Origin of the sequence: Flavobacterium sp. MMLR14_040, from assembly GCF_033657265.1 — a bacterium.
Taxonomy (GTDB): domain Bacteria; phylum Bacteroidota; class Bacteroidia; order Flavobacteriales; family Flavobacteriaceae; genus Flavobacterium.
Genome location: NZ_JAWVWO010000002.1, coordinates 235,348 through 250,823, shown reverse-complemented (window position 1 = coordinate 250,823; position 15,476 = coordinate 235,348). Strand labels below are relative to the sequence as shown.

17 protein-coding genes and 2 tRNA genes are annotated in these 15,476 nt (G+C 32.7%); 11 read left to right on the top strand and 8 right to left on the bottom strand.

Translation table 11 applies throughout. The features are described from left to right. Window positions 1-99: 99 nt before the first annotated feature. On the bottom strand, window positions 100-1,506 hold the full coding sequence (locus tag SD960_RS03830; protein ID WP_318801034.1) for an aminopeptidase P N-terminal domain-containing protein: 1,407 nt from the start codon (window positions 1,504-1,506) through the stop codon (window positions 100-102). Window positions 1,507-1,771: 265 nt separating this feature from the next. On the opposite strand from SD960_RS03830, the gene SD960_RS03825 reads away from it, so the two are divergent. Further along, complete coding sequence (locus SD960_RS03825) at window positions 1,772-2,206, top strand: META domain-containing protein (RefSeq protein WP_318801033.1); 435 nt, start codon at window positions 1,772-1,774, stop codon at window positions 2,204-2,206. A gap of 63 nt (window positions 2,207-2,269) precedes the next feature. Here the strand turns inward: SD960_RS03825 and msrA are convergent, their stop codons facing one another. Both msrA and msrB read right to left on the bottom strand, forming a co-directional pair. After that, complete coding sequence (gene msrA, locus SD960_RS03820; RefSeq protein ID WP_318801032.1) at window positions 2,270-2,878, bottom strand: peptide-methionine (S)-S-oxide reductase MsrA; 609 nt, start codon at window positions 2,876-2,878, stop codon at window positions 2,270-2,272. Between the two features lie 8 nt (window positions 2,879-2,886). Then, on the bottom strand, window positions 2,887-3,447 hold the full coding sequence (gene msrB / locus SD960_RS03815; protein WP_318801031.1) for a peptide-methionine (R)-S-oxide reductase MsrB: 561 nt from the start codon (window positions 3,445-3,447) through the stop codon (window positions 2,887-2,889). 295 nt (window positions 3,448-3,742) lie between these two features. On the opposite strand from msrB, the gene idi reads away from it, so the two are divergent. From idi to SD960_RS03775, 8 genes are all read left to right on the top strand, one after another. After that, a complete protein-coding gene (idi, locus tag SD960_RS03810; protein WP_318801030.1) occupies window positions 3,743-4,270 on the top strand; it encodes an isopentenyl-diphosphate Delta-isomerase in 528 nt (175 codons plus the stop codon). 19 nt (window positions 4,271-4,289) lie between these two features. Further along, on the top strand, window positions 4,290-4,700 hold the full coding sequence (locus SD960_RS03805) for a 6-carboxytetrahydropterin synthase (protein ID WP_042565962.1): 411 nt from the start codon (window positions 4,290-4,292) through the stop codon (window positions 4,698-4,700). Window positions 4,701-4,703: 3 nt separating this feature from the next. Beyond that, complete coding sequence (locus SD960_RS03800; RefSeq protein ID WP_042565963.1) at window positions 4,704-5,162, top strand: peroxiredoxin; 459 nt, start codon at window positions 4,704-4,706, stop codon at window positions 5,160-5,162. Between the two features lie 53 nt (window positions 5,163-5,215). Next, window positions 5,216-6,184, top strand: a complete 969-nt coding sequence (locus SD960_RS03795) for a type I phosphomannose isomerase catalytic subunit (protein WP_318801029.1) — start codon at window positions 5,216-5,218, stop codon at window positions 6,182-6,184. A gap of 57 nt (window positions 6,185-6,241) precedes the next feature. Continuing rightward, window positions 6,242-6,508 carry a hypothetical protein gene (locus tag SD960_RS03790; protein WP_026982865.1) on the top strand — a complete coding sequence of 89 codons (267 nt, stop codon included), beginning with the start codon at window positions 6,242-6,244 and terminating at the stop codon, window positions 6,506-6,508. A gap of 78 nt (window positions 6,509-6,586) precedes the next feature. Then, a tRNA-Thr gene (locus SD960_RS03785) sits at window positions 6,587-6,660 on the top strand. 104 nt (window positions 6,661-6,764) lie between these two features. Then, a tRNA-Thr gene (locus SD960_RS03780) sits at window positions 6,765-6,838 on the top strand. 156 nt (window positions 6,839-6,994) lie between these two features. After that, window positions 6,995-7,453 carry a hypothetical protein gene (locus SD960_RS03775; RefSeq protein ID WP_318801028.1) on the top strand — a complete coding sequence of 153 codons (459 nt, stop codon included), beginning with the start codon at window positions 6,995-6,997 and terminating at the stop codon, window positions 7,451-7,453. 70 nt (window positions 7,454-7,523) lie between these two features. On the opposite strand, the gene SD960_RS03770 is transcribed toward SD960_RS03775, so the two are convergent. The 5 genes from SD960_RS03770 to htpG all read right to left on the bottom strand — a co-directional run bounded on the left by SD960_RS03770 (window position 7,524) and on the right by htpG (window position 14,015). Continuing rightward, entirely contained in the window at window positions 7,524-8,240 is a 717-nt protein-coding gene (locus tag SD960_RS03770) for a DUF4369 domain-containing protein (RefSeq protein WP_042565967.1), read from the bottom strand. Between the two features lie 133 nt (window positions 8,241-8,373). Continuing rightward, complete coding sequence (locus tag SD960_RS03765) at window positions 8,374-9,195, bottom strand: hypothetical protein (protein WP_318801027.1); 822 nt, start codon at window positions 9,193-9,195, stop codon at window positions 8,374-8,376. Window positions 9,196-9,312: 117 nt separating this feature from the next. After that, the gene (locus tag SD960_RS03760) at window positions 9,313-10,572 is read right to left on the bottom strand and encodes a hypothetical protein (RefSeq protein ID WP_318801026.1); all 1,260 of its coding nucleotides are present in this window, start codon (window positions 10,570-10,572) and stop codon (window positions 9,313-9,315) included. Window positions 10,573-10,653: 81 nt separating this feature from the next. After that, a complete protein-coding gene (locus tag SD960_RS03755; RefSeq protein WP_318801025.1) occupies window positions 10,654-11,919 on the bottom strand; it encodes a patatin-like phospholipase family protein in 1,266 nt (421 codons plus the stop codon). Window positions 11,920-12,131: 212 nt separating this feature from the next. Continuing rightward, window positions 12,132-14,015 carry a molecular chaperone HtpG gene (gene htpG, locus SD960_RS03750; RefSeq protein WP_318801024.1) on the bottom strand — a complete coding sequence of 628 codons (1,884 nt, stop codon included), beginning with the start codon at window positions 14,013-14,015 and terminating at the stop codon, window positions 12,132-12,134. 201 nt (window positions 14,016-14,216) lie between these two features. Between htpG and SD960_RS03745 the strand changes: the two genes are divergently transcribed. Both SD960_RS03745 and SD960_RS03740 read left to right on the top strand, forming a co-directional pair. Then, entirely contained in the window at window positions 14,217-14,717 is a 501-nt protein-coding gene (locus SD960_RS03745) for a lipocalin family protein (protein WP_042566057.1), read from the top strand. A gap of 18 nt (window positions 14,718-14,735) precedes the next feature. Continuing rightward, window positions 14,736-15,431: an OmpA family protein gene (locus SD960_RS03740; protein ID WP_042565972.1), complete on the top strand. Its 696-nt coding sequence runs from the start codon at window positions 14,736-14,738 to the stop codon at window positions 15,429-15,431. Window positions 15,432-15,476 lie beyond the last annotated feature (45 nt).

Genomic DNA, 15,476 nt, shown 5'->3' with positions numbered 1-15,476 from the left:
TCAGATGAAACGAGGTTTTGGTTTTTATAGCCACGAATTTCACGAATATACACTAATTAATTAGTGCTGATTAGTGAAACTCGTGGCAAAAAAAATAAATTATATTTTAGGAAATTTCATTTCATTGAAAGTACTTTTTTGAGCTGCCAATTTTTCAATTTCATCCCATTTTCTTGGAGATTCAGCTGATAGATTTTCGTATGAATTTTTTTTGATGAGAATATCATCTTCGATGCGAACACCAATATTCCACCATTTTTTATCGCATTTACTGTTTGCCGGAATATAAATTCCAGGTTCAACCGTCAGGATCATATTTTCTTTTAAACTGCCCATATAATTTCCTTTGTCGTGAACATCTAAACCAAGAAAATGCGAACAACCATGCGGATAGTAGATTTTTACATCTGCAGGATCTGTAATAATTCCCAGTTTAATTAATCCGGCTGCAATAACTTCTTTCGATTTTTTATTTAAATCCTGAATTGGTGTTCCTTCTTTGCAGATTTTAAAAACCTCTTCCTGCGCGTCGTAAACCAATTGATAAATGGCTTTTTGCTCTTCGGTAAATTTTCCGTTTGCCGGAATTGTTCTTGTAACGTCGGCAGAATAACCGTGATATTCAGAACCAACATCCATTAGCAACAATTGATTGTCGATTTTTGTGGCGTTATTTTCTCCATAATGTAAAATACATCCGTTTGCTCCGGCACCTATAATTGGCGGATAACCTTCGCCTTCAGCACCATAGTGCTTGTGAATGTAAGCATGAATTCCGTCAGCCTCGTTTTCGCTCATATCGGGACCTACGGCTTTCATAACTTCGTTGTGGGCAACACAGGAAAGTTTTACGGTTTTACGCATTAAAACCAGTTCCTCGGGTGTTTTTATTTCTCTAAGTGAATTTGTAATTGTTCTGAAAAGTTCCAGAGAAGTTTCATTTTCTGTCATAATTCCAGCTTTCGTTTTGAAAGAATCGAGCAAACCAGCAAGATCAAAACCGCTTTTGTCTCTCCCGATATCCGTTGGAATTTTATCATAAATAACTTTATCAAATTTTTTGAAATCAATGTCAAAGTTTTTAAAATCCTTACCATTGTAAACTGTTGAAAAGCCTAACTTAGATTTCGCGCCATCGGTTCCTAAACGTCTTCCTGTCCACATTTCGCGATTGGCATTTTTTTCTCTCACAAAAAGAACTTCGTTGTACTTTTCACCACTTCCCTGATTTTCTTTAAAAAGTAATAAAACACCATCCGGTTCCTTATAACCTGTTAAATAAAACAAATCAGGATTTTGATGATAATTGTAATTTACGTCTTTTGAAAAAACTCTTTCAGGATATGAAAAAATTACTGCTACAGAATTTGCAGGCATTAAAGCTCTAAAAGCCTCTCTTCTGCCTTTATGAAATTCTTTGGAAAGATAATCGGTTGGTAAATTTTCCTGAGATTGAACTTGATTGATTGTAATTAAGAAGGCAAAAAGTAAGAGCAGTCGCTTCATTTTTTTTGATTTTTTGATGATGAATTTGTTTTTTATGTGATGCAAATTACAAAAAATACAATTGCGTACTGGAATTTAGATCTTGAAGTGATATTGTTTTTTAAGAAAAACATGTAACTTAGAGATGTGAATATGCCAGCTTAACGGTTAAAGTTTTTTTGTTTAAAACTGAAAACCGGGCATGAATATTGAGAAACGAATGCTAGGGGATGATTTAATCTTCAAGGAAAAACAAATTATTTAATTCAAAAAAAAAACACACATTATGAAAAAATACACCATCGCAATCGTTTCGGTTTTAACCTTATTACTCGCTTCATGTATGGCATCAAAAGAAAACAAAAGCGCTGCCAGTATTTATGATACAACTTGGGAATTAGAATATATTTCAGGACCAAGAATTGCTTTTGAGGGATTGTATCCAAATAAAAAACCACAAATTACTTTTGATCAGAAAGAAAAAAATGTTTTTGGTAATAATGGATGTAATGGCTACAGCGCGCCATTTACTTTAAATGGAAATTCTCTGACTTTTGGAGAGCCGGGACCAACTACAATGATGTTTTGTGATGGTGGAGGAGAAGCACAATTTTTGCAGCAGATGAAAAAAATCACAAGTTATTCTATTGACAAAGATGGGAAACTAAATCTAATTCAAGGCGATGTGCCAATGATGAGATTTAAAAAAGTAGCGAAATAATTTTAATTTAAATTGACTTTAAAAAAAGCGAAATGATTTAATTCATTTCGCTTTTTTTACGCTTTACTTCTTTTTTAATTTGTCTTTAAAGACTTTTTCGAATTTTTCTATTTTAGGCTGAATTACCATTTTACAATAAGGCTGATTTTTATTGTTTGCATAATAATTTTGGTGATAATCTTCGGCCTTGTAAAACTTGGTAAAAGGTTCTACTTTGGTAACAATTGGGCTATCGTAAACTTTTGCTTTATTCAGCTCGGCGATAATACTTTGAGCAGCGTTTTTTTGCTCTTCATTTTTATAAAAAATCACCGAACGATATTGCGTTCCAACATCCGCTCCTTGTCTGTTTAAAGTTGTAGGATCGTGAACGGTAAAGAATACTTTGAAAATTTCGTTGAGGTCTGTTACATTTTTGTCATACGTAATTTGTACCACTTCGGCGTGACCGGTTGTTCCTGTGCAAACTTCTTCATAAGTTGGATTGGCGACTTTTCCTCCCGAAAATCCCGAAACTACAGATTTTACCCCGTTTAAATTTTCGTAAACAGCTTCTACACACCAATAACAGCCTCCGCCAACGGTGATGGTTTCCAGATTTGAAGCTTTTTTTGTTTGTGCCAATCCGGTAAGGGATAATGCAAAAAAGCAAATTAAGATTGTATTTTTCATTTTAAGAATTATTTGTTTTGAGAATCAGGAATAAAATCAAGCGCGATCGAGTTCATGCAATAACGTTTTCCGGTTGGTGCAGGACCATCATCAAATAAATGCCCTAAATGTCCACCGCAACGTCCGCAAAGCGCTTCGATTCTTTCCATTCCTAGTGAATTATCATTTTTATAGACTACACTTTTTTTGTTGTCTTGTTCAAAAAAGCTCGGCCAGCCGCAGCTACTTGAAAATTTGGCTCCCGATCTAAAAAGGAGGTTTCCGCATGAAGCGCAATAATAAGTTCCTTTTTCATCGGTGTTCCAGTATTTTCCTGTAAAAGGTCTTTCCGTATCCGCCTGACGCATAACGGCGTAAACATCTTCCGGAAGCACTTTTTTCCATTCCGCATCGCTTACATTCAACTTAGTAGTATCTGTATTTGAATAATATGGATTTCCGGGTTTGTCGATTTTATTTTCCATCACAACTGTTTTTGTATTTTGTTTTTTTGATGATTGCCCGCATGCCTGAAAAATAAAGAGCGGAAGCAAAAAGCAAAGACTGAAAAATTGAGTTCTTGTTTTCATGTTTTATGAGGCTTTTAATTGTAAATCAAAGATACGACGAGAGTTGGCTTAGAAATGTCGGCTAATTTACAATTGAGTTTTTTTTAAGTATGTTTTAACTTTTTTTTATTTACGTAAAAGCAATCGGTTTAGTTTTTTAGACTTATTTTTAAGGGAATTTTAAATCAAAAAGTATTTTTAAAGTTTTGAATATGAAATGCTTGTCGCGGATGGCAGCTCGTTAAACTTTTCACAATCTTTTTTAGGATTTTCAAGCCATTTCTTTTTTCGTATTTTTGTTTGTACAAAACTACATATGATAGAAGAAAACGTAATATTAGTCAATCAAAACGATGAACAAATTGGCTTAATGCCAAAATTAGAAGCGCATGAAAAAGCACTTTTACACCGTGCATTTTCGGTTTTTATTTTAAATAGTAAAAATGAAATCATGTTGCAGCAGCGTGCGCATCAAAAATACCATTCTCCTTTGCTCTGGACGAATACTTGTTGCAGCCATCAGCGTGAAGGCGAAACCAATATAGAAGCCGGAAGCAGAAGATTGTTTGAAGAAATGGGTTTTAAAGCAGAATTGAAAGAACTTTTTCATTTTATTTATAAAGCACCTTTTGATAATGGTTTGACAGAACACGAACTCGATCATGTTATGATAGGCTATTATGATGACGATCCTGCCATCAATTTAGAGGAAGTCGAAGATTGGAAATGGATGAAAATTGAAGATATTAAAGCAGATATTGAACAAAAGCCTGAAATTTATACTGTATGGTTTAAAATAATTTTTGATGAATTTTATCATTTTTTAGAAGACCATAAAATTTAATTATACCAACCAAACCTAAATGAGAGTAACCATATCAAGAAAAGCACATTTTAATGCTGCACATCGATTGCACAGAAAAGATTGGACATTTGAAAAAAACGATGCTGTTTTTGGAAAATGCAATAACGCCAATTTTCATGGTCATAATTATGGTTTAACAGTAAGTGTTACAGGAAAAATTGACCCGGAAACTGGTTTTGTTTTAGATGTGAAAGTATTAGCGGATATTATACTAGAAGAGGTAGAAATTCCGTTTGATCACAAGAACCTGAATCTGGATGTTCCGGAATTTCAGGATTTGAATCCAACAGCAGAAAATATTGCCGTTGTGATATGGAATAAAATTAGAAAAAGAATTCAGCCTGATTTTGACTTAGAAATCGTTTTGAATGAAACGGACCGCAATTTTGTAACTTATAAAGGAGAATAATAAATGTCATTAAAAATAGGAGATATAGTTCCGAATTTTACTGCAAAAGATAGTCACGGAGAACTTTTTGAAAGCCGAAATGTTTTAGGAAGAAAGCCACTTGTGATTTATTTTTACCCAAAAGATAATACACCCGGTTGTACTACTGAGGCTTGCAGCTTTAGAGATCAATACGAAGATTTTAAAGATTTAGGTGCCGAAGTAATCGGGATAAGCAGTGATAGTGTAAAATCACATCACAAATTTGCCAAAAAACATGAATTGCCATTCATTTTGTTGTCTGATCAGGATAAAAGATTAAGACAGCTTTTTGGAGTAAAGAATAATTTATTTGGTTTGTTGCCGGGAAGAGTTACTTATATTATTGACAGAAATGGAGTTGTAATTTATATTTTTGATAATATGAATGCAGCAAAACATATTCCGAAAGCATTAGAAACCATCAAAGAATTAGTATTATAGATTAAAAATTAGAACACAACATTAATTAAATATTTGCCAAAAAATAAAAACTTATGGAACCAAAAATGTACCCTTTACAATTTGAACCAATTTTAAAAGAAAGAATCTGGGGAGGAGAAAAACTAAAAACTATTCTTAACAAACCAATTACTTCTAAAATAACTGGCGAAAGCTGGGAGTTATCAACTGTAGAAGGAGACGTGAGTATTGTGGCTAATGGTGAGTTGAAAGGAAAATCATTGATGGAACTTATTGACGAATCACCAAATGAAATTCTGGGAACAGAAGTTTACAAACGTTTTGGAAAACAATTTCCATTGCTTTTTAAATATTTAGATGCAAGAGAAGATCTTTCGATACAAGTTCATCCAAACGATAAATTAGCAAAAGAGCGTCATAATTCTTTCGGTAAAACCGAAATGTGGTATGTAACGCAAGCTGATGCTGATGCAAGAATTATTGTTGGGTTTAAAGAAGATTCAAGCAAGGAAGAATATGTAAAACACTTAAATGATAAAAGTTTAGTTTCGATTTTAGATACTGTAAAAGCAAAGCCGGGGGATGTTTTCTTTTTAGAAACAGGAACCGTTCACGCGATTGGTGCAGGTTTAGTTGTTGCCGAAATTCAGCAAACATCTGATATTACGTATCGCTTGTACGATTTTGATCGTAAAGACGCACAAGGAAATACGAGAGAACTTCACGTAGATTTAGCGCTTGATGCTATTAATTATGATAAAGTAGATACACAGAAGAGATACGAGACAAAAACAAATACATCAAACGTTGTGGTTGATTGTCCTTATTTTACCACCAATTTTCTTCCTTTAGAAAATAAACTGGAAGTTTCTAAATCAGGAGCAAGTTTTACCGTTTACATGTGTATTGAAGGAAGTTTTGAAATTGAATACAGCGGTTTTAAACAAACTTATATAAAAGGAGATACCATTTTGGTTCCTGCTGAGATTAATGCATTTATCTTGAATGGAAATGCTTCAATTTTAGAAATATACATTTCATAGCACGTAATAAAAAGATTATATGTACTTTTGCAGTCGCAAATTAAAATTAAAATAAAAATGGCAAACGTTAAGAATTTAAAGAAAGACATCAATTTCGTATTAGGAGATATTATTGAGGCAATTTACTTATTTGAAATGTCTACAACAGGAAATCCTACTCCGGAAACGAATGCTTTGATCGACCAGGCTATCGCTGCTTTTGATACTTTGATAACAAAAGTGAATGCAAAGAACGTTGAAAACAAAAAAGCACACTTCAAACAAATAAATGTTGAATTGGAAGAAACTGCTAATCAATTGATTGCTAAAATCAACGAATTGTAAGCAAAAAAAAGTATAAAAAGTTTGATTTTTTATTTGGAAAAACGAAAAACAGGCTTATCTTTGCACCCGTAATGAGTCGCCAGCGTAGCTCAGTTGGCTAGAGCAGCTGATTTGTAATCAGCAGGTCGTGGGTTCGAGTCCCTCCGCCGGCTCAACAAAAACCATCACTTTTAGTGGTGGTTTTTTATTTGAAATACTTGTAAATTTATTTTGGAAAATATAAAAAACCATTTTATCTTTGCACCCGTAATGAGTCGCCAGCGTAGCTCAGTTGGCTAGAGCAGCTGATTTGTAATCAGCAGGTCGTGGGTTCGAGTCCCTCCGCCGGCTCAACGTAAAACCATCACTTTTTAGTGATGGTTTTTTTGTTTAAGGCAAAAGCTAAAATTCCAATTAGATTGATATATATTCCTGAGAAATTAATTTTTATCTTTTGAAACATTAATTTCCTTATGTTTGTTTTAAACTAGAAAAAATATTAGGTAAATGGAAGAAACTTCAGTTTTTGAAAGTTTTGAGTTGCAGCTCGATCAAACGATAAAAAAGTTTTTAAGAGAAACAGCAAAATGGGCTTATTTGTTGTCTTTTTTAGGATTCATAGCTATTACTGTTTTATTAATATTTGGCATATTTGGAGATGCTATTTTTTTAGCAACAAGAACAGTACTTCCTGGAACTGGTGAGATGTTTGATTCTTACGGATCTGCATTAAGTACTTTTTATCTTATAGGTGCTGCAATTTGTTTCTTACCCACTTATTATTTATTCAGATTTGCATTAAAAACTAAGACAGCGTTTAAAAATAATGATTCAGAAGCTTTGAAAGTTTCTTTTGGTTATTTGAAATCACATTATAAATTCATTGCAATTTTTACTTTATTTATTTTTATATTATATGGAATTTCAATTGGATTGATGATTTTTAATTATTTATTAGCTAGATAAAATAGTCCATATAAAACCATAAAAAAAGTCCTGAGAAACTCTCAGGACTTTTTTTATGGGGTTGTGTATGTTACTTTTGTTCTTCTTTTTTTATTTCAGCAACAAACTTGGTTAGTTTTTTACCATAAAGTGACTGTGCTACTTTTGGAGTCATTGATTTTTGAATGGTATCAAGAAACTTTACATTGATGTCATAAATCTCTGCCAAGGCTATATAAGGTGCTATTTCGTGATCTTTATGATTGATTGCAAAGTTGGTAGCGTACAAGTATCTTCTTTTGATATTCGACTGTTGTTTTGTATCGATGCTATCAACTGCTTTTTGGTCTTGTCTTTTTATTGCATTAAATTTTGATTCAACCAAAGAAAGATTTTCGTCGTTAAAGCGTGAATTGATTTTTTTGTATTCTTCGTATAATTCCTGATTTTTAGATCCGGTAATTTTAGCTCCGTAAATGAAATTGTCAAGGTTGGTGTCAATATTCATATCGCCTGGTTCAGCAAAGAATAAAATATTATTGTCTAATGAATTGGTCACCCCGCGGTCAAGGAATAAATATAGCACTTCTGGTGATTCTAATTTAATATTACTTTCAAAAGAAGAATTTCCGTCTATTTTAATAGAGTCAATAGCAATAAGTGAAGTATCAACAACTCTTTGGATATATAAAGTTCCGTTTTTTAATCCTTTAATATTTCCTGTTAAGTGCAAACCGTCAGTAGATTCTTTTTTGCTGCATGATGCTAAAAGTGCAATTGCGGCAAAGGCAATAATTGATTTTTTCATTGGTTTTTAGATTTTGCTGCAAAATAAAGAAAATAGTTTGAATGTGAAGATGTAGCTGTTTAATTTTTACTAAAAATAAAATCCCAATCTATTTCTAAATTGGGATTTGTTTATTTTTTTTAAAATGAATCTGTTACATCGATAAATTATAGGCAGTTCCGTTCTCGTGAATGTAAGTGTATTTAGTGTCACATTCGTTGTTTCCGTAATCTACAATGCCATTCAAATAACCTCCCGCAACTTGCAATTCTCCTTTTGAAATAAACTCGCAGGAGTATTTTTTAACTAATGTTTCTTTAACAGTTAATGTCAAAGTTCCTCCTTTATCCGTAGTTACGGTGTGAGTTCCATCAGGTATTTCATAAACATTATCTTCCAATATGTACGGAGTGTCAACGCCGGCTGTTTGTTTTGTGGTAAATGTTCCTGAATTCAAAAAAACTCTTCCTTGCAGATCTGTAAATTTTCCGTTAGTTACTTTTCTTGTCCATTGTGGTACAGTGGCAATAGTTGTAGTGTTTGTATATTCAATTGTTCCTTCAAGTTTTAAACCTGCAAGAGAGTAATCGATTCTTTCGATTGTCATTTTACTTCCAGTCGTAATAATTGGGCCAGTAAGAGTAATTTTTAGTTTTCCTTTTCTTTCAAGCTGATTAATAGTGCAGCCTGCACCGTAATCTACTGTAAATACTTTTGGATAAGCTGTTCCGTTTGGCATTGTTACTGTAATTGTAGCGCAGGTTATTGGTCCGGTTTCAGTTGTTTTTGCAGTTTCGGCAGAAGCTGTTACCGATAAACCCGTTTTAACATCCATTTCGTTTGCTGCGTCAATTGCAACAGAAGCGCCAACGGCAGATGGATCTGTTTGATTGACAACATCATCACTGCTGGAGCATGAAACATAAATTAGTGCGGTTGTGCAAATAGTTAGGGTTAAAAGAATAATTTTCCTCATAGTGATTTTGGTTTAAGTTAGAAATAAGGGCTATCAAAAATAAGAAAAAAAGGAATTAGCAAAAAAAAATCCTGTTGGCTTATTTACAGGATTATGTATAGAATTTTATGTGAAAATTTATAAAGGAATTGATTTTTTTTCTAACAAACCAGGTAATATTACTTTCATACAGCTTTGTCCTATTGTGCTGTAATCCCAATAACATTTATGCATTTTAATGCTATTTAATGAAAAAAATGTCACTAAACCAGAACGGTCAGATGTGATTTCATAATTGATGTTTTCAGGAGTAAGCGGAATGTCTTTTATACCAAATTCAGCTTCACCACGTTTGTCATCCCTTCTGAAGTTGGTTGAGAAAACGTCTAAAATAGAATAAACATTTATCCAATTCAGTTTGTCTTTCATTACCCTGCATCTTCTTTCATAAAATACAGGGTAGTAAGCATTAATAAATTCAAATGGGTTTCCGATAGTAATAAGAAGTTTCGTTAATTTTTGAATATTATCAGATGGAGGAATTTCTGCAATTGGAAAAAGGGCATCGATGGCAAGTATGCATCCAAAACTATAGGTATGAAAATGAATTTCAGGATCAGGCTCATTCTCTGCAATGTATTCAACTAACTGATCCAGATTTCCTAATAATATCTGACTTTGATCTCCATTTGTAATATAACTGTCGACACAGGAAAATTCAGTGGCAAGCGAAGTTAATATTGTTTTAGATTTTGGCGCGAACAAAAGTACCAAAGTAGTTATTGAAAGTATCGTCTTTCCAATAACAGTAAGGGTTTTAGTGCTTTCAGTAACGCAAAATGGTTTTATATTAAAGAAGTTAAGAGCTGAATTGATTTTTTCTATTAAACCAGTATCGGTATTTTTATTTGTGTTGTTTAAGATTATTTCAATGCATGCCGGGACTAAAAAGAGTATACATAGTGAGATTGTAAATAACATTAGAAAAGCATACAAGGTTTGATAGGGTCTGCTAAAACCATCGCCATTAAATAATCGTAACGTAATCTGAGGGAATTTTTTTAAAATTAACGTAAATAAGAGTAAATTTTTGATAATAATATTGTGGCGTTCAAATCTGTTAGTTAAAATTTGATGGTACTGAAAATCATACATTTTATAAATTAGTTGTCCGTCAATATTTTTATTGTCCTTATCTTTTCTGTTCTTTCTATAAAGATTAACGACCGTACATTCTTTATCTATGGGATAGATTTTTTTTTCAATTTTAAGATGATAGAAGGTTCCATCTGATTTAAAACTTAATTCATTTTTAAGCCTTTCAGCATATTTTTCGACTGTTTCGTTGTCAATCGATTGACCAAGACCTGTAATGTAAATTCCTATTTTATTTGTCATTGGATTTAATTTTAAGTTTATAAAAAACTTCAGGTTTCACTAAAATTGCAAATCATTTTTAACCAAATTTTGGTTTAAAAATCAAACAGTTCGATAGTATTTGCTCTTTGCTTTTCGTATATCTTTATATTTTTCCCAATCAAATTTGGTTAAGAATTCCGAGGCTTTTTGGGCACCACGAATGAAAAGATCAATTTTGGCATCTTCGGTCATATTGAAATTAAGCCAATTATGGCTGCCAGTATCGATATATCCTATTAGATTTTTAAAATCGGGATTTTTTATTAAAAATTCTGAATCGTAACCATACCTTGCCGTATCAAACATAGAACTCACTACGTTGGTGATTTTTTCGTTTTTATTAACTTCATTTTTGTCGTATCCCAGTTTTACACCAAAAGTAGGCGAGGCCGGTACATTTAAATTTTCATGAAAAATATCAATGGGAAAATTTGAAATAATCCCACCATCCATAAAAATAACTTCAGATGGTACCGAAGTTCGTAATCCTGTGGCTTCATTCCATTTTTCCCAGGCATCAACGCCTGTCGGAATGTTTTTAATTCTAAACGGACTAAAAAATAAAGGTATTGACATGGAGGCCCTAACAAAATCAGCGGGATTTTGAACATCCGGATTTGAGTAAAACAGATCAATCATTTTTGGGAATACAATTTTACTTTCAGTAGTAATATCAGCAGCAATTATTGCCATATTACTCCAATGATCAGATCTTGTATATTCTTCTCTGTCGCCTTGTTGTACCTTATTTATTAAGAACAATTTATTTTGATCTGAAACACCTTTCAATCGTAAAGCTTTTAAATCGGCATAATTTTTTATTCCTTTTTGTGAAAGAAGATTTGAAATCCATTGATAAAAATTATTTCCGGGATTTAATCCAAGATCATCTTTAAAATTATCGACCACCTGACATCCTTTCATAATTAATTTTAAGTTTCCGGAATCACTTAGTAAAGCATCGATAAATTCGCGTGCATCGTGATCTCCATCTACAAAATCATATAAGTTTTTATTGCATAAACAGTCTAATATCCATTCTGATTTTTCAATATCGCAAGTTCCGGCAGCGGCCATAAGCATAGTGTTAATACTTCCGGCAGAAGTTCCTGCCAAACTTAAAAACCGAATACCCATTTTTTCTAAAACATAAACATAGCCAACCAAAGCAATTCCTAACACGCCTCCTCCTTCCTGAACCAGATCAACATATTGGTTGTTATTGAGATCAATAATATCCGAAAATTTTTTGCCATTTATTTCCTTTCTCAAATCTCTTAATATTGCTAAAACTTCTCCATTTTCAGTAAATTTTCTCTTATCCATGAGTTTTGTATTTAAGTATTGATAGTCAGTTACTTGTGTTTTTTTTTGAAGAAATAAAATTAGAGAAATCGTTATTTAAAAAATAGAGTATAAATACCCTTTTTTTGGCGGTGTTTTTAGTGTTAAATAATTGATTTTGAGTTTTTTTGTAAACGAAAAAAACCTGCAAGTATATTACTTGCAGGTTTTGTATTTAAAAAGATTTAAAAATCTTATTTGATCATCTCAAAACTTCTTTTAACGAAAGCTGTTAAAGCTTCTCCTTTAAGTAAATTTTGCGATAATTTAGCTAAATCTAAAGCCTGTTTTACCAAATGTTCCTGATGTGTTTTGTCCTCTGTATTCAATATACTAGAAGCCAAATCAGAATTGGTGTTAACTACTAAATTATACATTTCAGGCATATTACCCATTCCGAACATTCCGCCTCCGCCAGATTGGCTCATTTCTTTCATTCTACGCATAAATTCAGGTTGCGTAATAATAAACGGAGCTGCCTGGCTGTCCATAGCTTCTAACTGTACAGAGTATGCTTTTGGAATATAAGCTTCTAATGAAGTTTTAAGTGTTTCTTTTTCTTCATCAGATAACTTAGAAATTGTGTTTTCGTCTTTTTTAATTAAATTATCAATATGATCAGAATCAACACGTACAAAAGTTACATCTTTATTATCACCTTCAATTTTTTGAATCAAGTGTGAGATAATCGGAGAATCTAAAAGCAATACTTCGTATCCTTTATCTTTTGCAGTTTGAATATAAGAGTGCTGTGCATCTTTATTTCCTGCATAAAGAACTACTAGTTTTCCGTCTTTGTCAGTTTGGTTTTCTTTTAATTTCTCTTTTAATTCCTCAAGAGTAAAGTAAGTATCGTCTACAGTTGGGTATAAAACAAATGCACCTGCTTTTTCGTAGAATTTATCTTCAGAAAGCATTCCATATTCTAAAACGATTTTAATATCGTTCCATTTTGCTTCAAAATCAGCACGGTTTTCATTGAATAATGCTTTTAATTTGTCGGCAACTTTACGTGTAATGTAGTTTGAAATTTTCTTAACCGCGCCATCTGCTTGTAAACCAGAACGAGAAACGTTCAACGGAATATCCGGAGAATCGATTACACCTTTTAGCATTGTCAAAAATTCAGGTACAATTCCTTCTACGTTATCTGTTACGTAAACCTGGTTTTGGTACAATTGAATTTTATCTTTCTGAATTTGCATGTCAGAACCTAACTTGGGGAAATACAAAATTCCGGTTAAGTTAAACGGATAATCTACATTTAAGTGAATGTTGAATAACGGATCTTCAAATTGCATTGGATACAACTCTCTGTAGAAGTTTTTATAATCTTCATCAGATAATTCAGTTGGCTGTTTTGTCCACGCCGGGTTTGGATTATTGATGATATTATCAGTCTCAACAGTTTCGTTTACGTAATCCTCAGGAGCATCTTCCGGTTTAGGAAGTGTTTCTGTTCTTGTTCCGAATTTAATCGGAATAGGCATAAATTTATTGTACTTATTTAATAAACCGCTGATTTTAGAATCTTCTAAAAATTCTAAAGAATCTTCGGCAACATGCAATATGATTTCAGTTCCGCGTGAAGTTTTGTCAGCTGGCTCTAAAGTAAATTCAGGACTTCCGTCACATGTCCAGTGTGCAGCCGGTTCGTCTTTGTATGATTTTGTAATAATTTCTACTTTTTCAGCAACCATAAAAGCAGAATAGAATCCAAGACCAAAGTGTCCGATAATTCCAGAATCTTTAGCAGAATCTTTGTATTTATCAAGAAATTCTTCAGCTCCTGAAAAAGCAACCTGATTGATGTATTTTTCTACTTCATCAGCAGTCATACCCAAACCCTGGTCGATAATGTGGATTTTTTTACCTTCTTTATCAACTTTGATTTCAATAATAGGATTTCCGTATTCTACTTTAGCTTCACCAATGCTTATTAGGTGTTTTAGTTTTAAAGTAGCATCGGTTCCGTTTGAAACCAATTCACGTAAGAAAATCTCGTGATCGCTGTATAAGAACTTTTTGATTAAGGGAAAGATGTTTTCTACTGAAACATTAATTTTACCTGTTGTCATATTTTATAAATTTAGTTTAACGTGATGATTTTCATTTCTTCAAATAGAATACCAATTGTTTTTAAGGTGACAAAATGGCGTAAGTGTTAATTTTGAAAGAAAATAATTAGATTTTAAAACCCAACTTATTTCAATGAATTGTATCTTTGTGGTATAATAATTGTTAAATGTGTAAGTATTAACTTAAAAAATATGTACAAAATGAAGAAAATCATTTTCATTTGCATGATCGCCACGATGTTTTTTGCGTGTAAATCATCTTCGTCAACTGCTTCAAATGAGGCAACTACGCTTTCGACTAAACTTGACAGACCTTCTCAGGTAGCACTTAAAGGAAATTGGGTTCTTACCAACGTTTCTTACCCAGGTTCTGATTATATCAAGGTAAATTCTTTTGATCTTGCAGATTCTAAATGTTTCATTGGTAGTACCTGGAATTTTATTTCGAATAATAATAAAGGTACGATGACATTAAATGCTCCAAGTTGTACTGCATTTACATCTCCAATTGTATGGAGTATCAACAATCAGGGGCTTTTTGTTCTTAAAATTGTAGATCCGGGATTAAAAGCTAAAAATGTAAAGTCAGGATATTTACTAAAAGTAGCAGGATTAACTGACAACTCTTTTCAGTTAATAGACAACATTAACGTTGGCGGACAAACTAAAGATGTAACTTACCAATTTCAAAGAGCCAATTAATATTAAAAAGAATAAAATATGAAAAAGATAACAGTTTTAGGATTGAGCAGTTTACTTGTATTAGTTAGTTTTTTTGCAAGTTGCGATTCAGTTAAAAATGCAAATAATACCCAAAAAGGTGCAGGAATTGGTGTAGTAGCCGGTGGACTTATTGGTGGTATTTTAGGAAATAATTTAGGAAAAGGCGGAAACGCTGCTTTAGGTGCTGCAATTGGTGCTGCCGTAGGTGGTGGAACAGGAGCACTTATTGGAAACAAAATGGACAAACAAGCCCGTGAAATCGATCAGGCTTTACCAGGTGCAGATGTAGAAAGAGTAGGAGAAGGAATTCACTTAACTCTTAATGAAAATGCTGTGCGTTTTGATACAAATAAATCTACTTTGACTACTCAGGCAAAAGCAAATTTAGATAAATTAGTTCCTGTATTTAATGATTACGGAGATACTGATATTCAAATTTTTGGTTATACAGATAATACTGGTAAACCAGAATATAATTTGACACTTTCTGGACAAAGAGCTGCATCTGTGCAGGCTTACTTGGTTTCAAAAGGTTTAAAATCAAGCCGTTTCAAAACTTCAGGTTTAGGAATTGCAGATCCTATTGCAACAAATGATACTCCTGAAGGAAGATCTCAAAACCGTCGTGTTGAATTTTCAATTACTGCAAACGACAAGATGGTAAATGATGCCAAAGCAGAAGCTGGAAAATAATTTCCATCACAATATAATTTTAAAAAAGCTGTTTCAATTGAAGCA

Coding starts and splice junctions, on each gene's coding strand:
- SD960_RS03830 (WP_318801034.1), bottom strand. CDS start 1,506: ATGAAGCGACTGCTCTTACTTTTTGCCTTCTTAATTACAATCAATCAA.
- SD960_RS03825 (WP_318801033.1), top strand. CDS start 1,772: ATGAAAAAATACACCATCGCAATCGTTTCGGTTTTAACCTTATTACTC.
- msrA (WP_318801032.1), bottom strand. CDS start 2,878: ATGAAAAATACAATCTTAATTTGCTTTTTTGCATTATCCCTTACCGGA.
- msrB (WP_318801031.1), bottom strand. CDS start 3,447: ATGAAAACAAGAACTCAATTTTTCAGTCTTTGCTTTTTGCTTCCGCTC.
- idi (WP_318801030.1), top strand. CDS start 3,743: ATGATAGAAGAAAACGTAATATTAGTCAATCAAAACGATGAACAAATT.
- SD960_RS03805 (WP_042565962.1), top strand. CDS start 4,290: ATGAGAGTAACCATATCAAGAAAAGCACATTTTAATGCTGCACATCGA.
- SD960_RS03800 (WP_042565963.1), top strand. CDS start 4,704: ATGTCATTAAAAATAGGAGATATAGTTCCGAATTTTACTGCAAAAGAT.
- SD960_RS03795 (WP_318801029.1), top strand. CDS start 5,216: ATGGAACCAAAAATGTACCCTTTACAATTTGAACCAATTTTAAAAGAA.
- SD960_RS03790 (WP_026982865.1), top strand. CDS start 6,242: ATGGCAAACGTTAAGAATTTAAAGAAAGACATCAATTTCGTATTAGGA.
- SD960_RS03775 (WP_318801028.1), top strand. CDS start 6,995: ATGGAAGAAACTTCAGTTTTTGAAAGTTTTGAGTTGCAGCTCGATCAA.
- SD960_RS03770 (WP_042565967.1), bottom strand. CDS start 8,240: ATGAAAAAATCAATTATTGCCTTTGCCGCAATTGCACTTTTAGCATCA.
- SD960_RS03765 (WP_318801027.1), bottom strand. CDS start 9,195: ATGAGGAAAATTATTCTTTTAACCCTAACTATTTGCACAACCGCACTA.
- SD960_RS03760 (WP_318801026.1), bottom strand. CDS start 10,572: ATGACAAATAAAATAGGAATTTACATTACAGGTCTTGGTCAATCGATT.
- SD960_RS03755 (WP_318801025.1), bottom strand. CDS start 11,919: ATGGATAAGAGAAAATTTACTGAAAATGGAGAAGTTTTAGCAATATTA.
- htpG (WP_318801024.1), bottom strand. CDS start 14,015: ATGACAACAGGTAAAATTAATGTTTCAGTAGAAAACATCTTTCCCTTA.
- SD960_RS03745 (WP_042566057.1), top strand. CDS start 14,217: ATGAAGAAAATCATTTTCATTTGCATGATCGCCACGATGTTTTTTGCG.
- SD960_RS03740 (WP_042565972.1), top strand. CDS start 14,736: ATGAAAAAGATAACAGTTTTAGGATTGAGCAGTTTACTTGTATTAGTT.